The following is a 13516-nucleotide window of genomic DNA, read 5'->3' as shown; positions in this document are numbered from 1 at the left end:
GCCCTCTTCTCTCTTCGGTCGGGCCGCTCTTAACCAAAAGTGGCGTCAAATAACAGTGTTCCGGCCTTCATTTCTCACAATTACCTCCACGTCTTGCGGGTCGACGCCGACGGCGACTGCCGCCATCGATCAGGACGCCGATCAGCTGATCGGTTGCGCGGCTAAACAATTCCCCACGCCCGAAACCTCCCCCTGCCCGTCATCTCTCTGAGGCCGAGCTCCAAAACGATCCGCCGCGCCGCCTGCGGCGTCACTTGGAGCGTTTTGGCCACCATCCCGGCCGACACCAACGGCTTTGCCATGACCAGCTCAACCAACTCGGGCAGCTTTGACGACGTCCGCCGTCCCTCCAGCTTTCGCTCGAACAAGGCACGCGCCAGCGCCAGGCGGTCATGTTCCTTCATGCCGATCTCGGCGGCCGCCAAAAGTCCGTGCGCGACGGCCAGCAGCCGGGTGTCGCGATCGCGATGCCGGCGCCGATCGACGGGAATGGTTTTCAGGCCAAGGTTGATGGCTACAAGATGCGCGCCAGTGGTGACGCCGGCCTGGCGCAGGATGGAAGCAACCAACAGCCGACCGAGCCAGTGCGCATGCTGCAGGACCAAAAGTTCGTTCCAGGCATCGAGGGCGACGATCGCCTGCAGCACCGCCGGCAGATTTTCGGCCTGGCGCAAGACGCCGCGCCACTCGTCTAGCCGGGCATCCTCGTCCCAATCCAGATCATAGACGAGAGGGTCTCGTTCGCGAGTATCAACACGCCCGGGCCGCTTCGCCTGCTCGATCGCCGCCTCCGAGCGGGCCAGTGCCGCATCGATGGCAGCATAATCGACGCCGGGAAGCCCTTCGGCTTCGTCGATGTCTTTCCCCTCCCCTTCCGGATCGATCGACGCCGCGGGCCGAATGACACCGACCGGCTCCGCCGCCTCAGCCCGGACCGGATTGATGTCCGACGTCTGTCGCAAGGTTCGAATACCTTCTGCGGACAAGGCCCAATCTGGCAACTGTGCGGCGATGCGCCGACGGGTACGCAACGCGTCGCGGGCCATGGTGAGTTCATGGGTGGGAGTGCGAATGTCGCGGGTGGCGTCATGGAGGACGAGGTCTTCGAGATGCACCAGTTCGCCGTCAATCCACAGTGAGGCACAGGCGTCGGCGAATTGCGTGCGTTCTAGGAAGCCCGCACCGACCGAGGAGCGGGCGATCCGCTCGTCGAGACGCGTGAGGCCGACACCGGCTGTGGGTTTTACCTTACGATTTCAAATGGCCAATTCTCCTCCACAGCTGAGGGTTAACTGGAAAAGCCATCACAATTTTCAGCTAAAGATTTCAATCGACATTACGCTTTCCCAAGCGATTGTATTACTAGCACGCAGCTGCCCTTGGGACTTTATGCGAACCGCCGCCAGGGGAGATCGCGATGAACGGGTGATTTGCCTGTCCGGCCGATCTAGCCAGCTTCCCGAACCTCGACGCCCGTAGCTGCGAGGTCCGTCCATTGTGGGGGCTTCGCTAGCCCATGTCGTGCAGAATGCTGACATTGCCTGTCATGAACATGTGCGAGAGACTGGCAAAAACTCCGCGGTCGTCGGCCGTGGTCGGGACAGCGTACTGAAGGCAGGCATATGGACGTCGAGAAGCAGGTTTACGCGTTTTCACCCGAACTGATCGAAGGGATCATCGTCAAACGGAAAAACCGCTTCATCTTTGTCGTCGAGATCGGCGACATCGCCTATGAGTGTCATTGTCCCGTGACAGGAAGTATCGGAAACATAATCTTCGATGCCATCCCTTGCCTGCTGTCCAAGAGCCAGGGCGCGGCCCGCAAGACTCCCTATACGGTCGAAGCGATTTCGCTCGATCCTCCCGGTACCGAAAACAAGACCTGGGTCGGCATCAATCAGAACCTCGTCAACCGCTATGCGGAGAACGCCTTTCGGGGCGGCATGCTGGCAAACGTCATCGACGGCGGCGATACGATCCTGCGCGAGCAGGTCCTCGGCAATTCCAAGCTCGATTTCCGGATTGGCGGCACCTACATTGAGGTAAAGACGCCGCTCAGCGAGATCCAGCTTCCAGCGGGTCCGCATATCGTGAAGAAGAAGGCTGCGGACGCGCTCGGCCCAAACCGCTTCCTCCGGCATATCGGCGAGCTGTCCGACAGTCTTGGTCCTCACAACAAAGCCATCCTGCTGGTATGCTTCATCTACGACAATCCGAGATTTACCCGGCCTGCCCAAACCAAGAACAGCGGCACGGTTCGCGGGGTCGTTGCTGCCTCCGTGGCGCGTGGCGTCGAGATCTGGCAGGTTAACTTTGAACTCACGCCATCCGGTGTCCGTCTGGCCCGACACTTCGAAATCACGGCCGATTTTGCCTGACGGCGGCGACTGCGGACTGGTTGACGGACCGGCTCACCGATCCGCCCACTTCAATCACCCGAACGTTGCAAGCGATGAATAGCGGTCATCGCGCAGGATTCCATGCAACTGCCGGCGGCGAACACCCATGTTGCCTCCATCGAACAGCGGGAAGGCGACCGCATCCTGGAGATAGCCATACAGCGGCAGCTCGTCGTCGTAGCTGTCAATCCCGACGACGCGCATGAGGTTGGTGATCATATGGACGGCCGCTTCCGAGCACCAGACTTTGGAATAGAGCGCGAGCTCCGCCGCACCCTCGATCTGTGCATCGGCGGCCCAGCAAGCTCGCCAGCTCAGAGCACGCGCCGCCTCCAGCACCGCCTTGGCATCCGCCAGTGCAAATCCCACAGCCTGATGCTCAACGATGGCAACGGCCCCGCCACGACGTTCGGCTTTGGCAAAGCGCAGGGCGCAGTCGAAGGCGGCACGCATGACCCCGGTGGACATGACTCCGACAAGCGCTGCCGTTGCGATGAAGCTCGCGCCGACAAGATCGCGGCCTCCACCCAGCGACCCGACGAGATTGCTCTTGGGAACCCGAACGTCCTCGAGCCGGAATCGAGGGGTCAGATGGCCGCGATGTCCCATGGAGTTGGCGTTGCGCTCGGTCACCAAGCCGGTCCCCGGTCGGTTGACGCAGATCACAGAGATCCCTTGCTCCGGAGGCGCATCATCGCCCGTGCGGCAGACGACGGCGAGCACGTCGGCCCCCTTACCGTCCCATCCCGTGGCACTCGAAACCCATTGCTTGCGGCCGTTGATCACCCAGTCCTCGCCGTCCAGCCGCGCCGAGGTCCTGGTTCCCTCACCCGGTTTCGCCGCATCGAAGTTGGCACTGCCACCCGGTTCGCTGTTGGCCAAAGCGGCGAGCGGAGCGCCCCTGGTTTCAAGAAACGGACCAATCCATTTCTGCTGCTGGTCCGGTGTTCCGGCCATGAAGATGGGGGTCAGCCCAAGGAGATTGGCGAACATCGTCAGAGAAACGTTGACATCAGCCGCATGGAATTCCTCGGCGACAACCGCCATGTCGACGACCCCGGTGCCCTCGCCTCCAAACGGCTGGGGGATAAGCCGCCGCAGGAATCCTTGCGCGACGAGCTCCTCGTAGATCGGTCTCGTCGCGTGGAAGCGCGCCTCGGGCGTCGGCAGATCTCGGATTAGATTGCCGACTTGCGACAGTGTCGTTGACGCGAACCTGCGCGCGTTTGCCTGCAATGCCTTCTGCTCCCTCGACAGCGCAAAATCCATGATCGTTCCCTCCTCAATCAAGGGACCGATCTTAGTGGTGACTGGAGTGCGTGGCTTGGACGGGAAGGAACCGAACTTGACCGGGAGAGAACTCAGTGGATCAGTATCCGTCGCCGGTACTCGGTCGGGCTTTCTGCGAAGCGCTGCCTGAAGGCGCGGCTGAAATACGAGATGTCCGAGAAGCCGCAGGCCAGCGCGATTGCTGTAATCGGCTCGTCGGGTCGCGCGCCCAGGAGCCTTGCCGAGGCGTCGAGGCGAATTTCCTTAAGATGCTCCGCAAAGGGCTGACCAGTTGGCGCAAGCAGGCGGTGGATGTAGCGCGGCGAGACGCCGAACACACGAGCCGCCTTCTCCGCCGACAAGTTTGGGTCGCCGTGATGCTGTCGGGCGTAGTCGAGGATGAGGTCCAGCCGCAGCGGGCCACGTCGCTGATCGTCGCTTGCCCGCTCGGTGCCGATACTCAGCAGCTCGAGAATATGTCCCGCGAGGAGCGGTCGGCCGGCGAGATCGCCGCCATCCGACAGAAGAAGCCGAGCGTATGCCTGGATCAAACCGCCGATTTCCCTGCTCGTTTCGTTCTTCGACAGCCGCAACACGCCCGAATTCAATAGCGCGTCAGGTAGGCTCCGACGAGCAACCGCGATGGAGTAGAGAGAAAAGCCGGTCCGGTGGACGATATCGAAGGGATAAAGCGTATCGGCTATGGCGATGTCGCCGGGCAGAGTAACGATTTCCCTATCATGCTGGCATGTGAGGCCACGTCCGGAGATCTGCAGGTTGACGAAGGCTATTTCCTGCGCAGTGCTGCCGATGTGTTCCCTTCGACGACTGACACCATGAGCAGATGCGTCGACGCGAGACAGGATAGTGGTGTTGCTTCGCGCCTGGACTATGCGTCCGACGAAAGGCGACTGATTGACACGCAAGGGATCCAGGCGCACGAACGCCGTGGCAAGACTGTCCCGCCAGGATACAAATGGATCCTTTGCAATGGTTCCGACCGTCGTCCAGCTCTGCATGCAGTGTCACCCCATCGATCGCAGGCGAAACGCTACCCAACCGCGGCAGGGTCGTCAAATTGGGTTCGTCGAACAGGTTGACCTCCAACCAGGCCGGATTGCAGGTGATATGGTCGCCGAATGTCCTGACATTGGCCGAGAGATGCCCGGCCGGGATAAACCGCATACCGTCTACCTCAGTGCTCGAAGGATCTCTCATCGCCGACGCTATCGAGAAAGATGGCATCGAAGTCCTGCAACATGGAAACAAGACCTTTCGCCGCCTCGTATCGCGAGGAGTCGTACCATTCCCGCGCAATGGCCATGGTCGGAAACTCGATGGCGACGACCTGCCGTTCAAGATTTTCAGTATCTGCGCGCTCGAGCTGTCCGCAAAGGAATGCGAACCTACCGCCGTAGAATTCCACGGAAGGAGCCGCCGCCTCCGCATAATCTCCCAACCCTTCCAAGTTCACGGCGTTACGATTCCATATCATGTAGTAGGCAACCATCGTTCCCGCCTTGTCATTATATTGATGATGTGCCCGCTTGCGGGGAGCGAGCGGAGACGATTGGCGATGCTATCGCCATGATTTGACAGGGAATGTCAGCATGAAGCAGTGAGGCACGCGCTTCGAAGCAACCGCTACGGCGCCGCGGCTCTGGCTCTCTCTTCCTCGACCTGCGCCCGCCATTGCCTGTAGAGTTCGCGGCGCTGCCCAGGATAGCGTTCCCCCAAAAGCTCCGCCTGCTGGATGCGGTCGGTGCGGAACGCCCTGAAATCCTGGCGCAGCTCGCACCAGGCGGCAATGACGCGCATCGTCTCCGCAAAGGCGATGCCGATCGGCCAGATGACGCGCTCGGTGTCCGCTCCCTTGCCGTCCCGGTAGACGATGTGCAGCTTCATCTGCTGCTGCATGGCCTTGCGCAGGATCTTGAGGTCGATCGCCTCGTCCTTCTGCGACGGATAGTGGACGTGGAAGTCGTTGTCGTTGAGCTTGTGGCGCAATTCGGAGGGAAGAACCGCCTCGATCTTGGCGAGCGCATCCTGAGCGGCAAACGAAAGCTCGTCGTCGGTCTGGCGGCTCACCCATTGCACGCCGAGCGCTATTGCCTTGATCTCGTCTTCCGAGAACATCAGCGGCGGCAGCATGAAACCGGGCCTGAGCACATAGCCGAAACCTGGCTCGCCTTCGATCTCCGCGCCCATCGATTGCAGCAGGATGATGTCCCGATAGATCGTACGCAGCGAGACACCCGTCTGTTGGGCGAGATAGGTCCCCGAGACCGCCTGCCGATGGCGGCGGAGAATCTGAAGGATGTCGAACAGTCGCTGGCTTTGGGACATGACACTATCCTGAAACAAATCATGCTCCAGCCTCTCATGGCTGGAGCATGACTGATCCTAGTCCATGCTGACAAGGACCTTTCCGTTGGCCTTGTGGCCGGCTTCCAGCGCCATGAGAGTGCGGATCGCCTCGGTCAACGGCACGATCTCACCGATCGGAAGCTTGAGCTTGCCCTTGGCGGCCGCGGTGGCAAGCCCGTCCAGAATGTCGGCTCTGGCCGAGCAGACGATCGGCTTGAGCTTGCGATCGAAGATCGAGCGGATGAACTTTGCGGGGGTCGGATCGATATCGAGAAAGATGCCGCGCGGCCGCAGAAGCCCGAAGGCAACGGAAAGGGTCATGGTTCCCGCCGTGTCGTAGACCACGTCGAAACGATCACCGATCTTCGTCAAATCTGTCGTTCGGTAGTCGAACAGCGACTTCACGCCCAGCTCGCTCGCGTGCTGCATGGCGGCAGCACTGCAGGTGCCGCCAACGGTAGCACCGAGGGACAAGGCCAGTTGGACCGACGCCTCGCCGACCGCGCCAGCGCAGCCGTTGATGAACACACGCTGGCCCGACGAGACCTTCGCCTTGTCCACGAGCCCGTTCCAGGCCGTGATGCCCGGGGTGCCGAGGCACGCTGCATCTTCGAACGAGATCGATGCAGGCTTCCGGGCGATGAAGGTTTCAGGAGTGATCGCAGCTTCGCCGAGGGCGCCACCATCTTGGATGCGCACCGAGCCGAACACCTCGTCACCCTGCTTGAAGCGGGTGACACCGGGTCCGACGGCGGTGACGACACCGGAAAAGTCGCTGCCCATCGCGCGGGGAAACTTCTTCCCCGTCACCATCTTCAGATAGCCGTTGCGCACCTTCCAGTCGATCGGGTTGATCGAGGCAAAGTGAACCTTCACTGCAACTTCGCCCTTGCCCGGCGTGCGAAGCTCGAAGTTCGCGAGCTTCATCAGTTCGGGGCCGCCGTAACGATCGTATTGGATCCGCTTCATAGCAGGCCATTTCTCTTGAGAGTTGAGTCGACGACTTTGATCAGCGGCGTGCTTGGACGGCCGAGAAGCCTTGGCAGATCGACGCTGTCAGTATACCAGTCACCACGCTGGGTAGCAAAGCTGGCGTCGGCGATGATGTCGGCGAAGAACGTCGGGATACCGACGGCGGCAAGCGCCCGGCTGTAGTGGTCGACCGGAAGGTCTTCATAGACCAGCGGCTTGCCGGTCAGCTTCGAGATCGCCTCCGCAAGATCGTCCATGGTGAATGCTGTCCCACCGAGCTCGTAGACCGCGTCGCCATCGATCGGCCCGGTCAGGACGGCTGCCGCTGCTTCCGCGAGATCGTCGCGGCTTGCACCCGAAAGCTGACCATGGGCGGCCGCACCGATCAATTTGCCCGTGGCAAGCGCATAGCCGATGTTGCCGAGATCGCCGGCATAGACCTCGATGTAGGCACCGTTGCGCAGGAAGACGTGCCGCAGACCCGAATTCCGGAGAAGGTCCTCGGTCTGCTTGTGCTCGTCGCCCAGGCGAAGAGTGCTGGTGTCGCTGTTGACGTAGCCCGCATAGGCGACCACCGGTACAGCGGCCGCGACGGCCGCCTTCACGGCGCGCTCCATCTGGGGATAACGCAGCCCGAAGTCGGCGGAAGGTATCAGCAGCAGTCTTTCCGCCCCGGCAAAGGCCGACGCGAGCGTTTCAGGCTTGTCGTAGTCGGCTTCACGGACCCCGATGCCCAAAGCTACAAGATCTGCCGCCTTGGCAGGGTCGCGGACGGCTGCGACGATGCTGTTCGCCGCGACACCGCGGCGCAAAAGTGCTTCGATGACGAGCCGCCCGTAGCGGCCCGTTGCTGCAGTGATGGTGATCATGTCGAATGCTCCCGGCGATCGGCTTAGTGCGGCTGGACGGTGGACATGTAGGCCGCATAGTGCGTGGCGTCGTAGATCACTTCCGTGGAGGCGATCTTGCCGTCCTTGACCTGGATCAGCTCGGCGACGAGCGAATGCGGAACCGGATGGGTTTCCACGGCATAGACGAGCACGGCCTGCGTCTCGTCACCGTAGGCGGCGCGAATGTCGAGCTTCTTGATCATGCGTGCAAAACCTTCCTGGAAGTCGCGGAAGGCGGCCACACCCGTAGTCTTGCCGATCGGCGAGGTGCAGACGATATCATCGGCGGAAATCTTTACGATCGCGTCGACGTCCTTGCTGGCCATTGCTTCGCCATAGGCGCGAGCGATCTTGGCAGCCGTTGCGTTCTGTTCAGCCATGGTTCTATTCCTTTCCTGGTGGTCTTTGGCTGAAAGGGTTATAGTTCGACCTAGTGACATGATATGTCAGTATGGTACGTTCGAAGATTGTAGCGATTGAAAACGACGCTCATAAGTAAACAGCTTTCCGTTTTCGGCGTAGAGATAAGACGTCCGATCCAATGCCGACGCCACAGGGGCGGAAACGCATGACGTCACTTGGCAGCAGAGGAGGCCGCCCGACGCGGCGACCTATTTCAAGTCGCCGCCAGGATTGCGCCTGAGACGCGGACAACCGAGGTGTTCGAGACCTCACGGCATTCACGGAGAAGCGATTTCCCGCCTCTTCGGCTCGCCCTGAGCTGCGTTCGAGACGCTTTCCCATGCTTCCCAGGTTGCAAGACGCGCGGCGTAGGCAGAGCGTACGACCGGAAGCCCTTCGGTGCCAAGGAACAGTCTGAGCGGTGGAGCCTCCATGTCGACGATCTTCAGAACGGCCTCCACCGTTGCCTCGGGATCGCCAAAAGCGATGTTGGCCGCATGGGCGAAAATGCTGGCCCTGAGGTCCGCGTAGGCATCAAGACCTGCCGAGATTTTCAGAGACGTTTGGCTGGAGAAGCCGGTCGCATAGGCGCCGGGCTCCAGCATCGTGACCTTGATGCCAAAGCCGGCGACTTCTTGCGCAAGACTTTCGTGCATCGCCTCGAACGCCCATTTGGAGGCGTGATAGAATCCGATGATTGGGCTCGCGACCAGGCCGGCAACACTGGAAACGCCGATGATATGGCCATTCCCCTGCTTGCGTAGCACCGGCAGTGCGGCCTGGATCACGCGTAGCGTGCCGAAGAAGTTGGTTTCAAATTCCGCCTTGATGTCGGCTTCTGTCGTTTCCTCGACTGCACCGACCAGCGCGTAGCCGGCATTGTTCAGGATGACATCCAGTCTGCCGAAATGGCCATGTGCGCGCTCCACGACGCCACGAACTTGATCGGCATCGGTGACATCAAGGGCGAGCGGCAGAACCGCATCGCCATACCGAACGGCGAGATCGGCGACACTTTCGAGCGAGCGTGCCGTCGCTGCGACCTTGTCACCGCGGTTGAGGGCAGCCTCCGCCCAGATACGACCGAACCCTCGTGAGGCGCCGGTGATGAACCAGACTTTGCCAGACATTCTAATCTCCTTAACTTGATTGCTTGCTTCGGATGCCCCGGCACCTTTTGGTACCGGCGAGGGCGTGCCGGCGCAGTCGCCGACGGCGCCAATCGGATTGCGACAGGCGCCAAAGGATTCTTGTCGTTCGATGCTGGAGGTTGGTTTCGCGGTTCGGCGCTGGGAATGGAGCGTGTCCACTCCGATCGGCATCAATGCAATGAAGGGATCACGGGCGCGTCCCGCCCGTTCAATTCGCGCCATTGCAGCGGCGTCAGCCCTTCCCAGTCGCGAAACGCACGATAGAAGGAGCTACGATCCTGATAGCCCAGCAGACATGCGACCTCGTCGATGTCGGTGGTTGGATTGGACAGGAGCTGGCGTCCGAGGTCCTGACGCGCTTCCGACAGCAACTCGCGGAACGTCTTCCCCTCATCGGTGATGCGGCGCTGAAGCGTTCGTTCGCTCATGTTGAGATCCTGGGCGACCTGCGACAGCTCGGGGCGCCCGCTTGCCAAGCTTCGCTTCAGCACGACCTTGACCTGGTCGCCGATGGAGCTGCGGGCCTGCAATTCACCCATGGCCGCGGCAAGGGCAGGCGTCAGGATCTCCAGGAGCTCGGGGTTGTGGCCGGGAAACGGCCGGTCGAGATCGGAGGATTTCAGGACGAGTTTGTTTTGCGGAGCACCATACCTGACAGGACATCCGAAAAAGAGCTGGTACAGATCGCTCTTTGGCCCGGCGCGCAAGAAGTCGACCCGCACTGGCGTCAGGGGTTGACCGGTTCCTCGGCGTCCAAGTTCAACTAGGAAAGCAAAGGCGACATCAGTGGCGATAGCCGGTTCCGGCTCGCAGGCGTAGATCCAGTCGCTCGTGATCGAAACTTCGCCCTTCTCCTCGCTGAAACTCAACTGCTCGGGGGTGCAGAGCCGCTTGAAACGCGCAACACGGTAGAGACCATCGCGATAATCCCTGGCATGAAAGGCCGCGAGGGTCGACGGTGGATGGACGGCGGTATCGGCTTCGCGGACCAGTCGAAGCCCAAGGGCAGGCTCCGGCATCAATTCCTCGAGCGCCCGGAATATGGCAAAATACTGCGCCGTCGTGACCATACCGCTGTCAATCAGGTGCAGCGTGCCAGGAAGCCGCGCCTGCCGCAGGACCGCAGACGGCGGCACACCGATCCTTTCGACCGCGCGCCAGAACGCCAGAGGAACTTTGCATTTATCCGCCGGTATAGCCGTCATGCGAGTTAGGCTCCTGGAAACGCTCATAAGGGATGCCGCGTTCTGTTACTGAAACTCTATCGCATCTGGCTCATGATGATACGATCGAACATGCGGTCGCCAAACCACTTGCGAATAGCGATCATCGGCTTGGCATATTTGCCAGCAACATAACGCGTGCGCGGCCTTCTTGCGCTGGCTGCTGTGGAGACGACATCCGCGATTACCTTTGGATCCGTACCGCGGCCATGACCGTACGTCGCCCTGGTGGTCTTGGCGACGGCCTGCGAGACCGTGGCATAGGCACCCGCACCCGAGCGCTTGAGGAGGCCATCGGCAACGACATCGCCGAATCCGGTCTCGGTCAGACCCGGTTCCACGATCACGACATTGATACCGAAGGGTGCCAGTTCCAGCCGTAGGCTGTCCGACCAGCCTTCGAGCGCGTGCTTGGTGGCGTGATACCATGCACCGAGCAACGTATAGATCTTTCCGCCCATCGACGTGATGTTGACGATGGTGCCGGAGCCTCTCTGCCGCATCGCCGGCAAGAGAAGCTGCGTCAGACGAGCCGGGCCGAAAACGTTGACTTCGAACTGGTATCTGGCCTCATCCAGCGGAATGTCTTCGACCGGCCCGTAAAGTCCGAAGCCGGCATTGTTGACCAGGACATCGACGCCGCCGCTTTCCATCAGGATTGCGCTAACGACGGCCTGGATTTCGTCGTCGTCGGAAATATCCATCTGCAGGGCACGCGCGCCAATTTTCTCAAGATCTATCATTTTGTCGACACTTCGTGCGGCCACGTAGACCCTGAAGCCGTCGGCGATGAGGCGCTTGGCAATATCCTTGCCCATGCCGGAGGATGCGCCGGTTACAAGTGCTGTTTTCTTGCGGTTGTCGATCATGTTTGCCTCTCTGTTCGTGAGATTACAGATAAGGCCTCGCCAGCATCACTTCATTGACGGAACGTGCCAACACTGTTGCATATTGTGCCAATGAGGACATCAATGGCGCCAAGGCAGTTGCCGTGCGCAGTCGAGAGACAAGCCAGCAGCGGTTCCGTCTCATTCCAGGAAGGCAGGTCGGTTATATTCAAGAAATCGGGCGGATGCCGCCTCATGCGGCATCCGCCCGACGCCGAACCGGCGAGTTCCCACCATATGCGGGGGTGCAACTTATGTTGGAAACCCGTCGGCTGAGCTCATGCCCGCAATCGCAGAGTTACGCGCCAACGCGGTGGAAGGCCCGCGTCTGCCCGAGCGCGGAGATACCGATATAACCGCGGAGATTCATTTTGCCGCTCTGCATGGTGATCTGGCAGTTATAGGTGCGGCCCGATGAACCATCGTAAAGTGAGCCGCCGGTGCAGCTCCCATCATTCCAATGAAGACCGGTGATGAAGACAACATTCTTCATGGATCGGGAGCGCAAGGCCGGATCAGGGTTTTTGGCATCCTTCTTGAACGTGACGTTGTCTGCCTCCATCAGTTGATTGCCATAGAGCAGGCGCGCGCGGAACTCTGTTCCCGCCTTGAACATGTCCAGCTTTACGCTCCCGTCGTCGGCCTGCCATGTTCCGACGATAGCGTCGGCCGGAGAAGCCTGCTGCGCATAAGCCGCCGGAACCGCGGCCAATCCGATTGTTGCCACTGCCAGGAATATGGCAGATCGCCTTGAGACCTTTGACACGTTCATAAGGTGAAACCTTTTCAATAAGTCGATGTTGATGCATCCGCACAGGAAAGACGAGAACCTTCGCTCCGGCTTGCCATCTCTCTCGCGACGACAGTACCGGCCGATTTTCACCGGCCCTGGGGTATGTCCGATGCTGTTTGTTGCCGCCGGACGCTAGGAAGACTAATGGCCTGCCGGATATTCAGCAGTGACCGAACACGTCAATCCGGTTGCAACGTCCGCCAACGAGCTGGTTCTACCGGCCGGCGGTGATACGATAGACCGCGGCCGGTGGGAGATTCCGAAACGTTCGGCCGACCAGCGTTGCGCTCAGATCGAGATGATCAAGAACTGACTTGGGGACAGGACACTTGTTCATATAGGCGAACTGGTAGAATGCGCCCCCGGGCCGCAAGTGCCGGAAAGCTCCTTCGAGGATATCAGTCACCTTGCGTGCCGGTATGGTCAGTAGCGGAAGGCCGCTAACGACCGCACCCACCGACGTCTCTGGTGGGAATTCAAGATCTTGCAGGCGCGCAGCGTCCATAGACAGTACGCGGGCGCCCGGAAAGCGGCTGTTCAGCCGCCCGGCGAACTCCTGGCTGTACGGGCCTCACACCGCGCTCGATCATCCTGGTCGTAAATACGCCGGTGCCTGGCCCGAGTTCGATGACGTGCCCTGTTTGTGGCATGATCTCCCGCGTGATGATCTCGGCAAGCGCCCGTCCTGACGGTACGATGGCGGCTATCTGAAACGGTCGGGCAACCCAAGCCCGAAAGAAAACCAAGCTGTCGCTCTGCATCTCGCCTCCTGCGAATGTGGCGGAAACGGAATGCGGTTCGAATGAGTATGCCACTCCTTACCAACCTACTGCCGCTTCCAAATTCGTTCGACAAAGCCTCGATGACAGTCAAACAATCCAAGACAGATCGATCATCACCGTGGGTGCGGAAAGGGTATTGATTGGCGGCAGGGTTTGCATTGACGGGGTATGCCAATCGAGTGGCAGAATCTGCCAACCAACGTCAACTCGCGCGCAGTCGATGTGGCAATCGTCAGTCTTCTTTTCAGCGCCGGCGCGACCGCTTCCACGGCACTCTCACAAGAACCTCGGGGGGTGAGAGGCCCCTCCCCTTTCCTGGTCTGAAATTGTTAGGTGAAAATTGCGCGTCGGGTTTTTAGCTAATCGCTTCAATTGAAATCG

The 13516-nt window shown here is 60.4% G+C and carries 14 protein-coding genes and 1 pseudogene; 2 read left to right on the top strand and 13 right to left on the bottom strand.

What is annotated here, in order from left to right:
• Positions 1 to 161 precede the first annotated feature (161 nt).
• Positions 162 to 1235: pseudogene (locus tag QA648_RS32205) on the bottom strand (RHE_PE00001 family protein); the annotation flags it as partial.
• A gap of 387 nt (positions 1236 to 1622) precedes the next feature.
• Between QA648_RS32205 and QA648_RS32200 the strand changes: the two are divergent.
• Positions 1623 to 2378 carry a DNA/RNA nuclease SfsA gene (locus QA648_RS32200; RefSeq protein ID WP_283054550.1) on the top strand — a complete coding sequence of 252 codons (756 nt, stop codon included), beginning with the start codon at positions 1623 to 1625 and terminating at the stop codon, positions 2376 to 2378.
• 54 nt (positions 2379 to 2432) lie between these two features.
• Here QA648_RS32200 and QA648_RS32195 read toward each other — a convergent pair whose 3' ends face one another.
• The 11 genes from QA648_RS32195 to QA648_RS32145 form a co-directional block, all read right to left on the bottom strand.
• Positions 2433 to 3668, bottom strand: a complete 1236-nt coding sequence (locus QA648_RS32195) for an acyl-CoA dehydrogenase family protein (RefSeq protein ID WP_283054549.1) — start codon at positions 3666 to 3668, stop codon at positions 2433 to 2435.
• Positions 3669 to 3760: 92 nt separating this feature from the next.
• A complete protein-coding gene (locus tag QA648_RS32190) occupies positions 3761 to 4687 on the bottom strand; it encodes a helix-turn-helix domain-containing protein (protein ID WP_283054548.1) in 927 nt (308 codons plus the stop codon).
• A 176-nt stretch (positions 4688 to 4863) separates the two neighbouring features.
• Complete coding sequence (locus QA648_RS32185) at positions 4864 to 5163, bottom strand: DUF1330 domain-containing protein (protein WP_283054736.1); 300 nt, start codon at positions 5161 to 5163, stop codon at positions 4864 to 4866.
• Positions 5164 to 5312: 149 nt separating this feature from the next.
• On the bottom strand, positions 5313 to 6014 hold the full coding sequence (locus QA648_RS32180; protein ID WP_283054547.1) for a YafY family protein: 702 nt from the start codon (positions 6012 to 6014) through the stop codon (positions 5313 to 5315).
• Between the two features lie 57 nt (positions 6015 to 6071).
• Positions 6072 to 7004 (bottom strand): NAD(P)-dependent alcohol dehydrogenase, encoded by a 933-nt coding sequence (locus tag QA648_RS32175; RefSeq protein WP_283054546.1) that lies wholly within the window; start codon positions 7002 to 7004, stop codon positions 6072 to 6074.
• Positions 7001 to 7876, bottom strand: coding sequence for an NmrA family NAD(P)-binding protein (locus QA648_RS32170; protein ID WP_283054544.1), 876 nt, complete (start codon positions 7874 to 7876; stop codon positions 7001 to 7003). Before QA648_RS32170 ends, QA648_RS32175 begins: the two co-directional genes overlap by 4 nt.
• Positions 7877 to 7899: 23 nt before the next feature.
• Entirely contained in the window at positions 7900 to 8277 is a 378-nt protein-coding gene (locus tag QA648_RS32165; RefSeq protein ID WP_283054543.1) for a nuclear transport factor 2 family protein, read from the bottom strand.
• A 300-nt stretch (positions 8278 to 8577) separates the two neighbouring features.
• The gene (locus QA648_RS32160) at positions 8578 to 9429 is read right to left on the bottom strand and encodes an SDR family NAD(P)-dependent oxidoreductase (RefSeq protein ID WP_283054542.1); all 852 of its coding nucleotides are present in this window, start codon (positions 9427 to 9429) and stop codon (positions 8578 to 8580) included.
• A gap of 191 nt (positions 9430 to 9620) precedes the next feature.
• A complete protein-coding gene (locus QA648_RS32155) occupies positions 9621 to 10655 on the bottom strand; it encodes an AraC family transcriptional regulator (protein WP_283054541.1) in 1035 nt (344 codons plus the stop codon).
• Positions 10656 to 10711: 56 nt separating this feature from the next.
• The gene (locus tag QA648_RS32150) at positions 10712 to 11542 is read right to left on the bottom strand and encodes an oxidoreductase (RefSeq protein WP_283054540.1); all 831 of its coding nucleotides are present in this window, start codon (positions 11540 to 11542) and stop codon (positions 10712 to 10714) included.
• A gap of 316 nt (positions 11543 to 11858) precedes the next feature.
• Positions 11859 to 12176 (bottom strand): DUF2147 domain-containing protein, encoded by a 318-nt coding sequence (locus tag QA648_RS32145; RefSeq protein WP_349254334.1) that lies wholly within the window; start codon positions 12174 to 12176, stop codon positions 11859 to 11861.
• Between the two features lie 343 nt (positions 12177 to 12519).
• Here QA648_RS32145 and QA648_RS37085 point away from each other — a divergent pair, with 343 nt between their 5' ends.
• Positions 12520 to 12666, top strand: coding sequence for a hypothetical protein (locus QA648_RS37085; RefSeq protein WP_349254333.1), 147 nt, complete (start codon positions 12520 to 12522; stop codon positions 12664 to 12666).
• Between the two features lie 163 nt (positions 12667 to 12829).
• Here QA648_RS37085 and QA648_RS37080 read toward each other — a convergent pair whose 3' ends face one another.
• A complete protein-coding gene (locus QA648_RS37080) occupies positions 12830 to 13114 on the bottom strand; it encodes a hypothetical protein (protein WP_349254332.1) in 285 nt (94 codons plus the stop codon).
• Positions 13115 to 13516 lie beyond the last annotated feature (402 nt).

Source organism: Rhizobium sp. CB3171, assembly GCF_029714265.1.
Taxonomy (GTDB): domain Bacteria; phylum Pseudomonadota; class Alphaproteobacteria; order Rhizobiales; family Rhizobiaceae; genus Rhizobium.
Note: the sequence above shows the minus strand (reverse complement) of the source record. Positions and strands in the feature narration are given on the sequence as shown.